Source organism: Acinetobacter lwoffii (assembly GCF_022967985.1).
In the GTDB taxonomy this organism is placed as follows: Bacteria; Pseudomonadota; Gammaproteobacteria; order Pseudomonadales; family Moraxellaceae; genus Acinetobacter.
Genome location: NZ_JALJVC010000019.1, coordinates 1 through 16,499 on the forward strand (window position 1 = coordinate 1; position 16,499 = coordinate 16,499).

Annotated in this window: 13 protein-coding genes and 4 tRNA genes; 4 read left to right on the forward strand and 13 right to left on the reverse strand. The window is 45.3% G+C overall.

What is annotated here, in order from left to right; translation table 11 throughout:
* Window positions 1-483: 483 nt before the first annotated feature.
* From MWG72_RS11485 to secA, 8 genes are all read right to left on the reverse strand, one after another.
* A tRNA-Pro gene (locus tag MWG72_RS11485) sits at window positions 484-560 on the reverse strand.
* A 17-nt stretch (window positions 561-577) separates the two neighbouring features.
* A tRNA-His gene (locus MWG72_RS11490) sits at window positions 578-653 on the reverse strand.
* Between the two features lie 33 nt (window positions 654-686).
* Window positions 687-763: transfer RNA gene (locus tag MWG72_RS11495), tRNA-Arg, on the reverse strand.
* Window positions 764-797: 34 nt separating this feature from the next.
* Window positions 798-874: transfer RNA gene (locus MWG72_RS11500), tRNA-Pro, on the reverse strand.
* Window positions 875-1,025: 151 nt separating this feature from the next.
* Entirely contained in the window at window positions 1,026-2,093 is a 1,068-nt protein-coding gene (nadA, locus tag MWG72_RS11505; RefSeq protein ID WP_247144088.1) for a quinolinate synthase NadA, read from the reverse strand.
* A 153-nt stretch (window positions 2,094-2,246) separates the two neighbouring features.
* Entirely contained in the window at window positions 2,247-3,467 is a 1,221-nt protein-coding gene (argJ, locus tag MWG72_RS11510; RefSeq protein ID WP_195725617.1) for a bifunctional glutamate N-acetyltransferase/amino-acid acetyltransferase ArgJ, read from the reverse strand.
* 158 nt (window positions 3,468-3,625) lie between these two features.
* Window positions 3,626-3,979 (reverse strand): hypothetical protein, encoded by a 354-nt coding sequence (locus MWG72_RS11515; protein ID WP_004281675.1) that lies wholly within the window; start codon window positions 3,977-3,979, stop codon window positions 3,626-3,628.
* A 137-nt stretch (window positions 3,980-4,116) separates the two neighbouring features.
* Window positions 4,117-6,843: a preprotein translocase subunit SecA gene (gene secA, locus MWG72_RS11520; RefSeq protein WP_004733777.1), complete on the reverse strand. Its 2,727-nt coding sequence runs from the start codon at window positions 6,841-6,843 to the stop codon at window positions 4,117-4,119.
* 332 nt (window positions 6,844-7,175) lie between these two features.
* Here secA and MWG72_RS11525 point away from each other — a divergent pair, with 332 nt between their 5' ends.
* Together MWG72_RS11525 and MWG72_RS11530 are read left to right on the forward strand one after the other, a co-directional pair.
* A complete protein-coding gene (locus MWG72_RS11525; protein ID WP_005106108.1) occupies window positions 7,176-7,817 on the forward strand; it encodes a peroxiredoxin in 642 nt (213 codons plus the stop codon).
* 240 nt (window positions 7,818-8,057) lie between these two features.
* Entirely contained in the window at window positions 8,058-8,660 is a 603-nt protein-coding gene (locus MWG72_RS11530) for a dual specificity protein phosphatase family protein (RefSeq protein ID WP_213686888.1), read from the forward strand.
* Here MWG72_RS11530 and MWG72_RS11535 read toward each other — a convergent pair.
* The 4 genes from MWG72_RS11535 to trpA are packed head-to-tail and all read right to left on the reverse strand — an operon-like array spanning window position 8,657 to window position 12,673.
* Window positions 8,657-9,700 (reverse strand): SPOR domain-containing protein, encoded by a 1,044-nt coding sequence (locus MWG72_RS11535; protein WP_247144089.1) that lies wholly within the window; start codon window positions 9,698-9,700, stop codon window positions 8,657-8,659. The two genes, MWG72_RS11530 and MWG72_RS11535, sit on opposite strands and share 4 nt — an antisense overlap.
* Window positions 9,697-10,980, reverse strand: coding sequence for a bifunctional tetrahydrofolate synthase/dihydrofolate synthase (folC, locus tag MWG72_RS11540; RefSeq protein ID WP_247144090.1), 1,284 nt, complete (start codon window positions 10,978-10,980; stop codon window positions 9,697-9,699). The genes MWG72_RS11535 and folC overlap by 4 nt, the downstream gene beginning before the upstream one ends.
* The gene (accD, locus tag MWG72_RS11545; RefSeq protein ID WP_247144091.1) at window positions 10,977-11,873 is read right to left on the reverse strand and encodes an acetyl-CoA carboxylase, carboxyltransferase subunit beta; all 897 of its coding nucleotides are present in this window, start codon (window positions 11,871-11,873) and stop codon (window positions 10,977-10,979) included. The genes folC and accD overlap by 4 nt, the downstream gene beginning before the upstream one ends.
* Window positions 11,870-12,673, reverse strand: a complete 804-nt coding sequence (gene trpA, locus MWG72_RS11550) for a tryptophan synthase subunit alpha (protein ID WP_129717563.1) — start codon at window positions 12,671-12,673, stop codon at window positions 11,870-11,872. Before trpA ends, accD begins: the two co-directional genes overlap by 4 nt.
* Before the next feature lie 365 nt (window positions 12,674-13,038).
* On the opposite strand from trpA, the gene MWG72_RS11555 reads away from it, so the two are divergent.
* Complete coding sequence (locus MWG72_RS11555; RefSeq protein WP_247144092.1) at window positions 13,039-14,373, forward strand: Na+/H+ antiporter NhaC family protein; 1,335 nt, start codon at window positions 13,039-13,041, stop codon at window positions 14,371-14,373.
* A gap of 49 nt (window positions 14,374-14,422) precedes the next feature.
* Here MWG72_RS11555 and MWG72_RS11560 read toward each other — a convergent pair whose 3' ends face one another.
* Window positions 14,423-15,460, reverse strand: a complete 1,038-nt coding sequence (locus tag MWG72_RS11560; RefSeq protein WP_247144093.1) for a helix-turn-helix domain-containing protein — start codon at window positions 15,458-15,460, stop codon at window positions 14,423-14,425.
* A gap of 141 nt (window positions 15,461-15,601) precedes the next feature.
* On the opposite strand from MWG72_RS11560, the gene MWG72_RS11565 reads away from it, so the two are divergent.
* Window positions 15,602-16,480, forward strand: a complete 879-nt coding sequence (locus MWG72_RS11565) for a metal-dependent hydrolase (protein WP_247144094.1) — start codon at window positions 15,602-15,604, stop codon at window positions 16,478-16,480.
* The last annotated feature ends 19 nt before the right edge of the window (window positions 16,481-16,499 follow it).

Consider the following 16,499-nt stretch of genomic DNA (forward strand, 5'->3'; position numbering starts at 1 on the left):
TACAGGTTTTTCTATTTTTCACTCAAAATTTATTCAATTATTGATGTTTTAAAGTAGTTTATTTACTTATCAATGGGTATTTCTAGTTAATTTAATTGCTATATCTATCTAAAAATTTTTTATTGTCTTTATTTCAGATCAAACACAACAGATGAGTTAATAAAATAGATTGACTATGGAATCCCTTACCCATTTTAAAAATATAATCCTCATCCATCCATTAAAATTCCATTCAACAAGATAATCACTCTATAGATAAACTCTGGTTAAATTGTTGAATGATTAAAATTAAGAGTGAAGCAATGCGAGAAGAAAGCAATCTTCAATGCACAGTTTTATTAGATGAAAAATAATTTAATAGGGATTCGAGCATTCACCATGATAGCCACCGATAACAATTGTATATTTTTTATTCACATTGAATTTCAGGCATAAAAAAACCGCTTAACGCGGTATCTTTTATCTCGACCATCTTGAAGGAGATGGTCGGAGCAGTAGGATTCGAACCTACGACCCCCTGGTCCCAAACCAGGTGCACTACCAGGCTGTGCTATGCTCCGATTTCAACTTTAAAAGTTGGGGTGAATGACGGGATTCGAACCCGCGACAACTGGAATCACAATCCAGGGCTCTACCAACTGAGCTACATCCACCATCATTTTGATTCTTAACATCAAGCGACCAAATGGCGCGCCTGACAGGATTCGAACCTGTGACCATCCGCTTAGAAGGCGGATGCTCTATCCAACTGAGCTACAAGCGCGTTACTGATGCAAACATCATTTGCCTTGAAGAATTGGTCGGAGCAGTAGGATTCGAACCTACGACCCCCTGGTCCCAAACCAGGTGCACTACCAGGCTGTGCTATGCTCCGATTCATCTCAGCTTTCGTATCGAACATCGTTCGGTACGGTGTGCATTCTAGGCGCGACGCCCGGAGACGTCAACACCTATATTTAAAAAAAACCGAAAAAACGCTTCAAGCGTTTATTTATCAATCGCTTCAGACATTTTTTATACAAATTTTAACGTTTTAGTCCGGCACTAAAGTTCAGCATGCGATCTAGAGGCAGTTTAGCTCGTTCAGCAAGTAGCGGATCGACATGCACTTCCTGATCTTTATGCTGTAACACATGCAAGATACCATCCAGCTCGTTCATGGCCATCCAAGGACAATGCGCACAAGAACGACAAGTTGCCCCCTCTCCTGCGGTTGGTGCTTCAATCAGAATTTTATCCGGCACTGCCTGCTGCATTTTATAAAAAATACCGCGATCAGTAGCTACGATTAAACGCTGATTTGGCAAAGTTTGTGCTGCTTTAATTAATTGTGAGGTACTACCCACCGCATCGGCAATCTCGACCACAGACATCGGTGATTCGGGATGTACCAGAACTGCCGCATCTGGATAGAGCGCTTTCATATTGGCAATACCGCGTGAACGGAATTCTTCATGCACGATACAGGCGCCATCCCAGAGCAACATCTCTGCACCGGTTTTTTTCTGGATATAACGACCCAGATGCTGATCTGGTGCCCAGATGATTTTTTCGCCCAGACTGTCCAGATGTTCGATAATTTCCACTGCACAACTTGAAGTGACGACCCAATCGGCTCGGGCTTTCACGGCCGCTGACGTGTTGGCATAAACCACCACGGTATGATCCGGGTGCGCATCGCAAAAAGCGGTAAACTCATCGACAGGACAACCTAAGTCCAGTGAACAGGTCGCTTCCAAAGTTGGCATCAGCACGGTTTTATTGGGTGAAAGAATTTTAGAGGTTTCGCCCATAAATTTCACACCAGCTACCACAAGCGTTGAAGCTGGATGATCGCGACCAAAACGCGCCATTTCCAGTGAATCGGAAACACAGCCCCCCGTCAGTTCAGCCAGTTCTTGCACTTCAGGATCACAATAATAATGCGCCACCAAAACAGCATCCTGTTTTTCCAGCTCTGCCTTGATCTGTGCAAATTTGTCCAATTTTTCCTGCTGGCTCATTTGATGTTCTTGTGGAACACCTAAACGATCTAAATGCGCCTGCACAATCGATTTAGCTTCATTGGCTATTAATTTGGTCGCATCATTCATAACAACTCTTACTCTACCCTCATGGTTCACTATTCAATGAACCTTTCACCCTACATCCCGGTCATCTCTGGCGAAATGCTATTTTTGACCAGTCATTAAAAATCATTAAGTATAAAAAAAGCCCCACAACGGAGGCTTTATAAACAATCTGAATTATGAGCGATAATCTGCATTGATTTTTACGTAGTCATACGACAGGTCACAGGTATAAACCGTATCTTTTGCCTGACCTCGTCCAAGATCAACACGAATCGTCATTTCAGCCTGGGCCATCACACGTGCACCGGCTGCTTCAGTATAGTCTGCTGCCGCACCACCATCTTTGCAGATTTGTACATCATCTAACCAAACCTGAATTTTTGCAACGTCTAAATTTGGCACACCGGCATAACCAATCGCTGCCAGAATACGGCCCCAGTTTGGGTCAGAAGCAAAGATTGCGGTTTTGACCAGCGGTGAATGCGCAATGCTATAGGCAATATCGCAGCACTCTTGAGTATTGCCACCACCTTCTACAGTCACGGTAATGAATTTAGTCGCACCTTCACCATCACGTACAATCAGTTGCGCAAGGCGTTTCATGGTACGTGTCAATACGTCTAGCACCACTGCATAACGTGGATCTTCAGTCGAAGTGATTTCAGCACCACCGGCCTGACCTGTGGCAATAAAAATACACGAGTCATTAGTTGAGGTATCGCCATCAATTGTAATACGGTTGAACGATACATTGACTGTTTCAGTTAATAACTGTTGAACCAGTTCACGGCTGATCGGTGCATCCGTCGCAACATAGCTCAGCATGGTCGCCATATTCGGGCGAATCATGCCTGCACCTTTGGAAATACCGGTCATGGTATAAGTCACACCATCCAGCTCGAACTGTTCTGACGCACCTTTCGGAGTAGTATCTGTGGTCATGATTCCAGTCGCTGCATCGCCCCAGGCATCATCACGCAATGAATCCAGCGCAGGCTGTAAACCTGTAAGCAAACGCTCCATTGGAAGCTGCTCACCAATCACACCAGTCGAGAATGGCAACACTTCAGCAGCCTGTACGCCTGCAAGTTCAGCTAACTTGGCACAGGTGGCTTCTGCATTTGCCATGCCTGTAGGACCTGTTCCTGCATTGGCATTGCCGGTATTGATTACCAGGTAACGTGGATTTCCCGCTTGCAAATGTGCTTTAGATACATGCACTGGTGCTGCACAAAAGGCATTCTGGGTAAACACCCCTGCAACATTGGAGCCTGCAGCCAGTTCAAATATCACCAGGTCACGTCGGTTCTGATAGCGCACATAGGCTTCAGCCGAACCAATTTTAACCCCTTTCACCACATGCATCTGTGGCATAGATACGTCACCAACTGCCATTTTAAAGTCCAATATTGAAGTTTTAGAAAAATACAGCTTAGTTGATCTGCAACAAAAAATCGAGCCAAAGCCTGAGCCAGCCTGAGATTTGTTATGGATTTTCACAATAAAAAACCAGTCATCAAGACTGGTTCCTACATTTTTAAAATAAGATATTTTTAATTTTGTGCAAGTTGTCCAGATTCGCTTAGCAAAGCCTGTTTCGCCTGTTGTTGACTTGCAGTAGAAAGTGCCGGATTTGTAGCAACAATACGGTCTGCATTTGCCGCATTGGCAGCTGCAATCGCAGCCGTCTGCAACACAATCGGACGATTCTGGTTGGCAAAGGTATAACGGATGCCGGTACGTGGGCTTGCCACAGTCACTTGTGCATCGGTACGTTGTACTTGAGCAGTGTTAGTACCCACCGCTTGCTGAACTTTATCAATTGTTGTGGTCGCTGCAGTTTGTGCAAAACTTAAGGCAGGCATTGCCAAAACGGCAATCATGAGCGTTTTTAATACTTTTTTCATTCAGGTTATTCCACTTTGAGGTGTTGAATGAGCCATTAAATAGCATTTAATTCCTAAGACTGCAAACAGTATTCAATTTCTGAAAAATCTTCATACATAAAAAATCAAAGCCATGGGGCTCTGATTTTTAATAGCGTTTAGATCTTACCATGACACTGTTTGTATTTCAGGCCTGAACCACATGGACAAGGTGCATTACGACTTGCCGGTGCTTCAAAAACTGGTGCTACCGGATTGGCCTGAGCATTTTGCTCGGTCGTCACCTCATGGTCGCCTGCCAACAAGCCGTCAAACTCTTCATGAGATAACTGCAAACGCATTGCCTCAGCCTGTGCCTGCTGCTGTGCTTCCATTTCCGCCAGCTCTTCAGGGGTCGGTACGTGGATGCGTGACAGATCTGTCACGACATCGGATTTGATCGTACCCAGCATGTTCACAAACAGGTTATAAGCTTCTTTTTTGTATTCCTGCTCCGGATTCTTCTGCGCATAACCACGTAAATGAATACCCTGACGCAAGTAATCCATGGCCGCCAGATGCTCTTTCCAATGACGGTCCAGAGAATTCAGCATAAAGTGACGTTCAAGCGATGCTGCAGATTCCCCACCCATTTGTTCACGACGCGAACGGTAGCGGTTCAGCACTTCATCGGTAATACGAACCACCAAAGCTTCTTCATCCAGACGACGGTCCTGTTCCAGCCATTGCCCGATAGGAAGATCCATCGAAAGATCTTCACGTAGCGCCAGTTCCAGACCTTCAATATCCCACTGGTCATGAATCGATTCAGGTGGAATATAGTTGGCGATCACACCCTGCATCACTTCACGGATCATTTCTTCAATATAATCCTGCAGTGAATTTTCTGCCAAAATGTCATCACGCTGACTATAAATGATCTTACGCTGTTCGTTATTCACGTCATCGTATTTCAGCAAGTTCTTACGAATATCGAAGTTACGTGCTTCCACTTTACGCTGCGCATTTTCAATCGAGCGAGACACCATTTTGTGCTCAATCGCTTCATCTTCCTGCAAGCCCATGGCACGCATCATGCCGACTACGCGATCACCGGCGAAAATACGCATCAAGTCATCTTCAAGTGACAGGTAGAAACGTGATACACCCGGGTCACCCTGACGACCGGCACGGCCACGCAGCTGGTTATCGATACGGCGTGATTCATGACGCTCGGAACCGATAATATGCAAACCGCCTGAATCCAGCACGGCCTGGTGATTAACATCCCATTCTGCTTTCAGACGAGTTTCATCTTCAGGAGTCGGGTTTTCAATTTTAGCCAGCAACGCCTTCCAGTTACCACCCAACAGGATATCGGTACCACGACCGGCCATGTTAGTGGCAATCGTCACTGCACGCGGCGCACCGGCCTGCGCAATAATATCGGCTTCACGTTCGTGCTGTTTGGCATTCAGTACTTCATGCTGGATCCCTGCCGCTTTTAGCTTATCCGACAGAATCTCAGAAGCTTCAATGGTGGCTGTACCAATCAAAATTGGTGCGACACCAGCTTCATGCACACGCTGAATTTCTTGAATAATCGCGTTATATTTCCCTTCACGATTTAAATAAATTAAATCGTTATGGTCTTGACGAATCATTGGACGGTGGGTCGGAATCAGCACCACATCCAGACCATAAATTTCTTTCATTTCCGCTGCTTCAGTATCAGCAGTACCGGTCATACCGGATAATTTTTTATACAGACGGAAATAGTTCTGGAAGGTTGTGGTTGCCAGAGTCTGGTTTTCCGGCTGGATTTCCAGACCCTCTTTGGCTTCTACGGCTTGATGCAAACCTTCAGACCAGCGACGTCCCGGCATGGTACGACCGGTATTTTCATCGACAATAATCACTTCACCATCGTTGATGATGTATTGCACATTGCGTTGATAGAGATAATGGGCACGGATCGCTGCAGTGACATGATGCAACAGGTTCAGGTTCGACGCTGAATACAAGCTCTCGCCTTCTGCCAGCAAGCCCATTTCAATCAATTCACTTTCAATGGTTTCAAAACCCACTTCAGTAATTTCAACTGAACGCTGTTTTTCATCAATCCAGAAGTGACCGCCATCCGGCACTTTCTCTTCTTTCTGTGCCTGTAATTTTGGTGGAATATTATTGATCGCTGCATAAAGCTGTGAAGAATCTTCACTTTGACCGGAAATAATCAACGGGGTACGTGCTTCATCAATCAGGATCGAATCGACCTCATCGATAATCGCATAGGTCAAACCACGCTGCTTTTTCTCTGCTAGCGAGAACACCATGTTGTCACGCAGGTAGTCAAAGCCGAATTCGTTATTGGTACCGTAAGTAATGTCGGCACGATAAGCTTCCGCTTTTTCCATCGGATTTTGCATGGAATAAATAATGCCGATGCTTAGACCCAAAAATTCGAATAATGGACGGTTTAACTCAGCATCACGTTGCGCCAGGTAGTCGTTCACGGTAATGACATGTACACCCTGACCACTGATGGCATTCAGATAACAGGCCAAAGTACCCATCAGGGTTTTACCTTCACCGGTACGCATTTCTGCGATTTTACCTTCGTGCAAGGTAATACCACCGATCAGCTGCACGTCATAATGACGCATGCCCATCACCCGCTTTGCGGCTTCACGACAGACTGCAAATGCTTCAGGCAGTAATTTATCGAGGGTTTCACCCTTATTATATCGTTGTTTGAATTCTTCAGTTTTTGCAGATAAGTCTGCATCGCTAAGGGTAGATATCGTCGGCTCGAGCACATTAATCTTGTCTACGATTTTACGCATGCGTTTGAGTTCGCGCTCATTTTTGGTACCGAAGATTCCTCCGATCAGACTTGCCAACATGAATAGACTCTCTAAATCTTGCTTGTCAAATGAATATGTTCTTAGTCGTTATTATGGTGCTAGAAATTTGAACTACAAGGGTTTTGCTGTAAAACCGCTAAAAAAATCTGATCCTTAGTTCTAGCCCTAAGATCTAAGGCAAAGTAATGTAGCAAATTTTCCCTGTGCAACATAGTCAATTAAGTGACTGATTTTTGCGCTTCTGGATAGATGGATATCCTACTTATGCAATTTACTCATAAAGAAAGCAAAAAACACTATTTTTAATCATAAAAAAATTGATTCATATTAAATCCTATCTCGACATTAAAAGACCAATTGAGGCTAAAAAGATGAGTTTACGTTTAGGCGATACCGCACCGAATTTTGAACAGCAATCCAGTGAAGGCCTGATTAATTTTTATGATTTTCTGGGTGATAGCTGGGGCATTTTATTTTCACACCCTGCCGACTATACACCGGTATGTACGACTGAGCTCGGCTATACCGCAAAACTGAAAGATGAGTTTGCAAAACGTGGGGTTAAAGCCATTGCCTTGTCGGTCGATGATGTTGAATCGCATCATGGCTGGATTAAAGACATCAATGAAACCCAGAACACCACGGTGAATTTCCCGATCATTGCCGATCAGGATCGCAAGGTTTCCGAGCTGTATGACTTTATCCATCCGAATGCCAGCGAAACGCTAACAGTTCGTTCTTTAGTGGTCATTGATCCCAACAAAAAAGTCCGTTTGATTATTACTTATCCTGCATCGACCGGTCGTAATTTCCATGAAATCTTGCGTGTGGTGGATTCACTGCAACTGACAGATAGCCATAAAGTAGCAACGCCTGCAAACTGGCAGCATGGCGATGATGTGGTGATTGTCCCTTCATTGAAGGATGAGGAGGAAATCAAGCAACGGTTTCCAAAAGGTTATACCGCGGTTAAACCTTACCTGCGCTTAACGCCACATCCTGAGCAAAATTAAAAGGACTCCTTTTTAATTTTGCGCAAGACAAGCGAAGCGCGTAGCACAGGATAAGATGGAGCTCGTAGTAAAGAATAAGAGAAACTCTATTTTTCCAGATTTTATGTTTTATCGAATACGACATTGACGTGCCACGGATTCGATTTGTTGATACAGCCTGTCTTCGGATAGGCTTTTTTATATTCAAAATTCCATATCCACTTTAAACTTGAAATAACAAAAACAACATCTATGCTCTGTATGAAAATCTGCATATTTCCAATCCTGATGAGCTGCCTCCTGACAGGTTGTATGACCACGCCGGCCCTGCCTGAACCTCAACGTCCTCAGCATTGGGGACAGCCCATTCATCAGAATCATAATTTTCATCAAATCAGCAATTTTGTCTATCGTAGTGAGCAGCCTTCAACTGAACTCATTCCTTTATTAAAAAAGCATCAAATCGATGTAGTTATTAATTTACGTTCACGGGATCAAGACAGCTTTGTTTTGAGCAATGAAAACTTTCAGCTACATCATGTACCCATACATACCTGGGCAATTGATCGGGAAGATTTATTGAAAATTATGCTACTGATTCAGCAAGCACAACAAAATCACCAAAAGGTGCTCCTGCATTGTTATCACGGTTCAGACCGCACTGGTGCAAGTGTCGCCATGTACCGAATTATTTTTGAACATTGGCCGATTGAGCAGGCGCTACAGGAAATGAAACATGGCGGTTATGGCTTTCATGCCATTTGGAGCAATATCGAAAAGTTATTCACGCCTGAAAATGTAAAATGGATTCGCGAGCAACTCAAGAATCCATCTACAGAAACTTTGATTAATACAAAGAATTAACGCTTATCCAGCGGCACCCAGTCATTCACCCAAGCTGATTTCATATTCAGGCTGGCATCAGACGCAATTTTCTTACGGAGTGCATCTGCAGTCTCACGGTCTTTGGACGGACCCACCATGATACGTACACCTTTAGAAGTTGAGCTTTTGGTCACTTTATAACCTTTGGCACGCAGTTTGGCTGCTACAGCATCTGCATTGGCTTCATTCGCTGCCAGTGCCACCTGCACCATCCATTGCTTGTCCTCTTCGCCTTCCAGTAACTTACGCGCCTGTTCAGCTTCGGCTTTCTTCTTGGCTTCTTCGGCTGCAGCCTTTTTCTTGGCTTCTTCAGCTTTACGCTTTTCGTCAGCTTTACGTTTTTCCTCGGCTGCTTTACGTTCAGCCTCTTTCTTTTCAGCTGCCTTACGCTCTTCCTCGGTTTTACGTTTTGCTTCAGCCGCCTTACGTTCTGCTTCGGCTTTTTGCTGTTGCTCTAACTTGCGTTTTTCTTCAGCGGCTTTGCTTTCAGCAGCTTTACGCTCTGCTTCTTTCTTGGCTGCATCAGTAGAACTATTGGCTTTTTTTTGGTCCAGCTGCTGCTGGGCTAACTTTTTTTCTTGCACCGCTTTTTCTTCAGCCAGACGTTTCTGCTTGGCCTGTTCGTCTTCAACCAGTTCTGGTGGAATATTATCGGAACTTTGCTGTCCTAGGCGGTGTGCATTCAGGGCAGCATATTCTTCAGCCGCTTTACGTGCAGCATCTGCTTCAGCCTGCTGTTGCATCGCTAAAAATTCGGCTGCACGCGCCTCCTGTTCTGCAACCGCTTTTTCGCGATCACGGCGTTGCTGTTCAAGTAAACGCTTTTCTGTTTCTACATCGACCGTCAAAGAACCGAGCGAATGATTGCCTGTCTCTTTATTTTCAACTTCCGCAGCCTGTGCCGGATTTTGCTGACGGTCCTGATTGATTTCATCTTGGCCTTTCAGGAGTAATGCTGCCAATAAAACACCACCACCGAGTAAAACAACACCGCCCATCCAGCGCTGTTTGTTATTCATTGACATTCTTCCAAATACTCCCATACCGCTTCTAAGGTATGAAATGATCCACATACCAAAATCAGCTGATTATTATCTGTTTGATCCAGTGCTGATTTAAAAGCTAATTTTACATTGTCAAATTGTTCTACCGCCTCACCGTTTAAAGCATCAGCCAAAACTGTGACCTCTGCCGCACGTGGAACGGATAATGGTGCAATTTTCCACAATTGCACCGTGTCTTTCAATAACTTGACGACAGAATTTATATCTTTATCTGCCAGCATTGAAAATACACAAATGACTTCATTATATTTTTGATTGTAATTTAAATAATCTCGTAATTGTTTCAGTAGAAATTCGACCCCATGCGGGTTGTGTCCTGCATCAAAAATCACGGTTTTATTCTGGATTTGACGAACTTCAAAACGTCCCGGCAATTTTGCCGTTTGAATGCCTTGTGCAATTGCCTGTTGACTGACGTTTAATCCGCTCAGCAGAATGGCGGCCACGGCGGTAGAAATATTATCCAGTGCCAGCGAACCTGTTGGGAGTTTTAAGGTCGTACCCGATGAAGCAAAAGCCCAGCTTTGGCCATCTTCAAAGGCTTTATAGAAATAATCCCGGTTGATTGCATACAAAGATGCATTACATTCTTGAGCTTTATTTAGAATGGCTTGCGGGATCTGTTGCTGTCCACCAAACACGACTGGAATATCCGGGCGAATAATTCCGGCCTTTTCAAAAGCAATTTTCTCGATGGTGTCACCAAGCCAGTCAGTATGATCCAGACCAATATTGGTAATCACCGCAACATCCGGATTGACCACATTGACCACATCCAGACGGCCGCCTAAACCAACTTCCAGCACCCAGACATCACAGCACTGATCTTTAAAAATCACAAAAGCAGCCAGTGTCGTGGCTTCAAAGAAAGACAGGCTCAAACCGCATTCGCGACGAGCCTGATCGACCTGAACAAAAGCATCAATCAGCAACTGATCTTCCACTTCAATGCCGCGCAATTTAACACGCTCATTGAAACGGTACACGTGGGGGGATTGATATAGCCCGACCTTGAAGCCTTGCGCATTCAGGATCGCGGCCAGCGTGGTAGTGGTCGAACCCTTACCATTGGTTCCTGCCACCGTCAGCACTTTGGCCTCTGGAGATGTCACGCCCAGCTTTTCAGCTACAGGAATAACCCGTTCCAGACCTAAATCAATACCCGTAACGTGAACATGGCTCCAATAATCGAGCCATGTGTTTAAAGAATCTGTTGCTAATGGTGCTGTGTTCAATGCAAATTCATCAACTTCGTAACGATACGATAAACTGTATCACGTAATGCATGACGGTGAACAATCTGATCGATTACCCCATGATCAAGCAAATATTCCGCACGCTGGAACGGCTCTTCCAGTTTTTCACGTACAGTCTGTTCGATCACACGTTTACCGGCGAAGCCAATCATCGCTTTCGGTTCAGCAAGATGTACATCACCCAGCATTGCCAATGAGGCAGTTACACCACCGTATACCGGATGAGTCAGCACGACCACATAAGGCAGACCCGCTTCTTTTAAACGCTGGATCGCAGCCGAAGTACGCGCCATTTGCATCAGGGACAACATGCCTTCCTGCATACGTGCACCACCAGAAGCAGCAAAACAGATCAAAGGTTGACGAGCTTCAATCGCACGTTCTGCAGCCTGAACAAAGCGGTCACCGACCACAGTTCCCATAGAACCGCCCATGAAGTCGAATTCAAAGGCACAGGCAATCATCGGTACGCCTTTCAACAAACCTTGAATCACGACCAGTGCTTCAGTTTCACCGGTTTTCTTTTGCGCTTCCGCCATACGGTCTGGATAGGCTTTGCTATCGACAAATTTCAGTGGATCTTTGGCTACAAATTCCTGACCCAATTCTGTTTGCACCTGGTCAAAGAACCAGTTCAGACGTTCACGGGCTTTCATACGCAAATGTTCATCACATTGCGGACAGACATAGGCATTAAATGACATGGCAGTACGGGTCACCAATGCATGACATTCAGGACACTCAATCGTAGGCTCGGTAAATGTCGCTTTATATGCCGTTTGCTCATCGGGTACCTGAATGCCCGGAACAGTACGCTCCGTCCATGGGGTCGATGGGCTCAGAATTTTGCCTGATTTCACTTGTTGACTCATACTAACTCATCGAGCGCTGCTCGAAGCTCCTTGACTTTATTCACCGTCGCAATAACGGCTTGTTCTGGTGCGAGCGTTGCAAACTGCTTTACAAACGCACTACCCACAATAACTGCATCGGCAGCAACACCCATCGCTTTCGCAGATGCAGCATCACTGATACCGAAACCTACGCCTACAGGAACATCAGTCACAGCTTTAATCTTTTGAATGCGTGTAGCGGCTTCAGAAACATCTAAAGTTGCTGCACCGGTCACGCCTTTCAGTGACACATAGTAAATAAAGCCGCTGGCCTGTTTTGCTACATGTTGAATACGTGCATCGGTTGAAGTTGGTGCCAGCAGGAAAATCTGATCCATGTCATATTTTTCCAGTACTTCACCCAGACCTTGTGCTTCTTCTGGTGGCAAGTCCACCAGCAGTACACCATCTACTCCACATTCATAGGCATAAGCCACAAACTTTTCATAGCCAATCACTTCAACCGGATTCAGATAACCCATCAGTACCACTGGTGTTTCGCGATCTTTCAAGCGAAATTCTTTCACCATGTGCAGGGCATCCAGGGTATTGGTTCCACCTGCCAGAGCACGTTCAGCAGCTAGTGCAATCACCGGCCCATCTGCCATCGGGTCCGAGAAAGGAAGTCCCAGCTCAATCACGTCGACACCCGCTTCCACCATCTCATGCAGCAAAGGCACTGTGACTTCTGGATGCGGATCACCCGCCATGACATAAGAAACTAAAGCTTTACGCTGTTGAGATTTAAGTTGTCCAAATCGTGTGGCTAAACGTGACATAGAGAGGTATTTTCCTTAACGTGTTTCAAACTTGAGGCATTGACTATGTAGAAATACAAGACATCGCATTGTAACGCTATTTTTTGTCCAATGAACAGTCTGCGATACCGACCTCGAGTACTTCATTTCCTGTGCGAAGATTTCAAAACAATTCGGAAGGGTCTATTTACGATTATTTTGATTTTTTTCACAATGATCAAAGATGCCTAATTTTGCTATTACCTAAAATCCTGAATATTTAGATAAACTTATTTTTATCATATAAAAATTAATAAAAATGCAGATGTTAGCGCATTCATTTAAAGTTTTCTGAAATAGCAAAACCTGCTTTATACTAGTCCTATTCTCTTACTTTTTTATCTCCTATGCAGACTGATTCTGAGGCTACAGTGCAGGCACGCGCCATTGCACTGCTGCCGCTTATTGTATTTTTAACCATATTTTTGGGTAGCGGGATCTATCATTCCCTGATCGGAACCGAGTTCGCGTTCTATCAGGTGAAAGCGCCTGTGGCCGCCCTGCCTGCGATTATCTTGGCTGCATTAGTGTATCGCGGCAAACTCAACCAGGGCATTGAGGAATTCCTCAGAGGTGCCAGTCATCCGAACTTAATTCTGATGTTTATGGTGTTTATGCTGGCAGGTGCTTTTGCCAGCGTCAGTAGCGCCATTGGCAGCGTCGACGCCACCGTGCAGATGGGCTTGTCAGTGATTCCACCTACATTTATTCTGCCGATGTTATTTGTGATCTCGGCCTTTATTGCCACGGCGATGGGTACCTCCATGGGCACCATTGCAGCCTGTGCGCCGATCGCTTTTGGTTTCACCCAGGTTACCGATATTGACGTGATTTATGCGATTGGTGCGGTGGTTGGCGGTGCTATGTTTGGTGATAACCTGTCCATGATTTCGGACACCACCATTGCGGCAACCACCAGCCAACGCGTACAACTGCGTGACAAGTTCAGGGTCAATGTCTGGATTGCGGTCCCTGCATCAATCGTCACTATTTTGATTTACGTATTGAGTACTGGCAGTAGCAATGCGGTGGAATACAAGGATTTTAACTGGCTTCTGGTTTTACCTTATATCGCCGTATTTATTTTGGCCTTTAGCCGTTTACACGTTCTGGCTGTACTGACCATTGGCGTACTACTTTCCGGCTTGTTTGGCCTATTTGCCACAGCTGAATTCGATCTGCTCAAACTGAATACTTCAATTTACGATGGCTTTGTCGGCATGTTTGAAGTGGCGTTATTGTCGATGTTTCTGGGTGGCCTGTCGGCGATCATGCAGCGTGAAGGTGGTTTACGCTGCATGATCGAGCGTATTTATAGCCTGACCCGTCTGTTTAAAGTTGGGAAGCAACGTGCCGGCGAAATCGGGATTAGTTTTTTGGTGGTGTTTTCGAATATCTTTGTGGCCAATAATACCGTGGCGATTATTCTGTCTGGTGATATGGCACGTGAAGTTGCCAAAGAATACGGCGTAGATCCTAAGCGTTCTGCGGCACTGATGGATATTTTCTCCTGTGTGGTACAAGGGTTGATTCCCTATGGCGCACAGTTACTACTGGCCTGTTCCATTGCAAAAATCTCACCGGTTGAACTGATTGGTGGTGTGTACTATTGCTGGATTCTGGCCATTTTTGCGATTGCGGCGATTGCGTTTAGATTCCCTCAAATCAAAGCCAACGCTTAACCTCACCATTTTCTTCAAATAAAAAAGCGACCGATACGGGTCGCTTTTTTTAGCTGCGCTGTTTGTGTAACTGCTTTCTGCGCTCTAATAATGTCTGTCCGGTGGCTGCCTTGTAGGCCCGTGCCAATGCCGACTGGTCAGAATAATCCAGCTGCTCGGCGATTTCGGTCAGACCTAATCCCTTCTGCAACAACAGCTCGCAACGTTTGATCCGCTGCTGTTCCAGCAGTTTTTTAAATGAAGTGCCATGGGTACTAAATAAGCGTTGCAAACTCCGTGTCGACATCAACAACTGCCGGGCAAGCTGTTCAACTTTAATGGCCTGATGCTGGGTCCGCAGCTGTTCGGCAATCATTTGCTGCGCCTGTTCCAAATGATTTTCAAGGGGCGGCTTGGCTGCAATCGCCTGTTCTGCCTGATGAACCAGTAGCTGCAACAGCATTGGATCAGCCTGCTCAGACCGATGTGCCAGTCCTTGCAAATCCAGTTCTATGCCATAGTAGGCTTGGGAAAATCTCACCTCGCTGGCGAAAAACTTTTGATAATGCATTTGTCCCCTATCGGGCGCATGGGCAAAGCGTACACAACGGACTAACAGTTGATGATCCTGTAAAATGACACGTCCCAACTGCACCATCGCGGCCATGGTCAGTTCATTGAGCAAATTATATTTTTCGTCCAGATAAGCCCAGTATAATTCAATACTATGTTCATGCTGTTTCAACTGCAAAGGTACAAACTCACTGCCATCAATCACCAGTCGTTGAAAGCGCATGATATGGCGGATCATTTCCGAAACACTACTGCTGCGCGAAGCCATATAACCGAGCACACCAAAATGTTCTGGGCGAATGACCTGCACAATCTCGAAAATCAGCTGCGGACAGTTTAAATACTGCCGGGTTGTTAAAAGAAGCTGATTCAATAATTCTAGAGGCACTTGTGTGGCAAAAGGCTGATCAATCAGGGGGACAAGTACTTCATGTAGTTCTTGCAGAAAGTCAGCTTCCAAAGGCTCAATTTGCAGACCGCGCAGATAGGTCGCCCAGAGTTGAATATAACCATTGGATATTTTAATTTCTTGCATGCGCGCTTCTCGCTGCCTGCTTTAGTCTGAGCAGTTTTATTTTCATTTGGCATAAAATGTATAAAAATTGGCAAGCACTGTCAAAACAATTACAGGATTCCCGACATACTGTTCACATCGTCATAAAAAAGAACGTACAAGATGAATGCAGTATTAAAATCTTTGATAAAGCCCGTGGTCCGGACCCAGCTTGATTTTAAACTGGATGAAATTCCGCGCTACTGGTTTGGCGGTGATCCCTTTCTGACCCGCATGTTCGATGCCCTGAGCCTGACATTTCCTGATGGTGAGCGCTATTTTATTCAGAGTGTACGCCTGTTCCGCGAGCAAATCACAGACCCGGAACTACAGCAGCGTGTTGCAGATTTTATTCGTCAGGAAGCACAGCATGGCATTGCCCATGAAAAAATGAATCAGCTGATGCGCGAGCAAGGCATGCCCGTAGATCAGTTCATCCAGCGCCTCAATTACATGATGAATTACGACTTGAAAAACCGCTCACCTGAATACAATATTGCGGTGACTGCTGCTGCAGAGCATTTGACTGCGCTCATGGCCGAGACTTTTTTTGGACAGAAAGATACGTTAAGAGATGCCCATCCTTTTATTCGTGCCATGTTTGCCTGGCATGCCATTGAAGAAATGGAGCATCGTGATGTGGCTTTTGACGTGATGAAAGATGTCGCGAAAACACCTGAATGGATGCGCAAAATGACCCTGCTCAGCACGACATTTTTGATGTTTAGTTATACCGTCTATCGCGCCAATGTCATGCTGAAACATGATGGCTTCAGTGTCTTGGAGCGTTTGCAAATGAACCTGAAAGGACTGCCTTGGTTGTTTGGCCGTAACGGCACCTTGACCCGCATGGGCCCACAATATCGGGACTGGTTTAAAAAAGACTTCCATCCCAGCCAGCATCCTGTGATTGCGCAATACGATGTCTGGGTAAAAACCTTAGCCGAAACCAATGATCCAATTCAGGCCGGTGAAGCCTTCTGGCAGGCCGCCAAAGATTAAGCTCAAATCAAAAGAGCCT

Coding starts and splice junctions, on each gene's coding strand:
- MWG72_RS11565 (WP_247144094.1), top strand. CDS start 15,602: ATGAATGCAGTATTAAAATCTTTGATAAAGCCCGTGGTCCGGACCCAG.
- MWG72_RS11555 (WP_247144092.1), top strand. CDS start 13,039: ATGCAGACTGATTCTGAGGCTACAGTGCAGGCACGCGCCATTGCACTG.
- argJ (WP_195725617.1), bottom strand. CDS start 3,467: ATGGCAGTTGGTGACGTATCTATGCCACAGATGCATGTGGTGAAAGGG.
- MWG72_RS11530 (WP_213686888.1), top strand. CDS start 8,058: ATGAAAATCTGCATATTTCCAATCCTGATGAGCTGCCTCCTGACAGGT.
- MWG72_RS11515 (WP_004281675.1), bottom strand. CDS start 3,979: ATGAAAAAAGTATTAAAAACGCTCATGATTGCCGTTTTGGCAATGCCT.
- nadA (WP_247144088.1), bottom strand. CDS start 2,093: ATGAATGATGCGACCAAATTAATAGCCAATGAAGCTAAATCGATTGTG.
- MWG72_RS11535 (WP_247144089.1), bottom strand. CDS start 9,700: ATGAATAACAAACAGCGCTGGATGGGCGGTGTTGTTTTACTCGGTGGT.
- trpA (WP_129717563.1), bottom strand. CDS start 12,673: ATGTCACGTTTAGCCACACGATTTGGACAACTTAAATCTCAACAGCGT.
- secA (WP_004733777.1), bottom strand. CDS start 6,843: ATGTTGGCAAGTCTGATCGGAGGAATCTTCGGTACCAAAAATGAGCGC.
- MWG72_RS11560 (WP_247144093.1), bottom strand. CDS start 15,460: ATGCAAGAAATTAAAATATCCAATGGTTATATTCAACTCTGGGCGACC.
- MWG72_RS11525 (WP_005106108.1), top strand. CDS start 7,176: ATGAGTTTACGTTTAGGCGATACCGCACCGAATTTTGAACAGCAATCC.
- accD (WP_247144091.1), bottom strand. CDS start 11,873: ATGAGTCAACAAGTGAAATCAGGCAAAATTCTGAGCCCATCGACCCCA.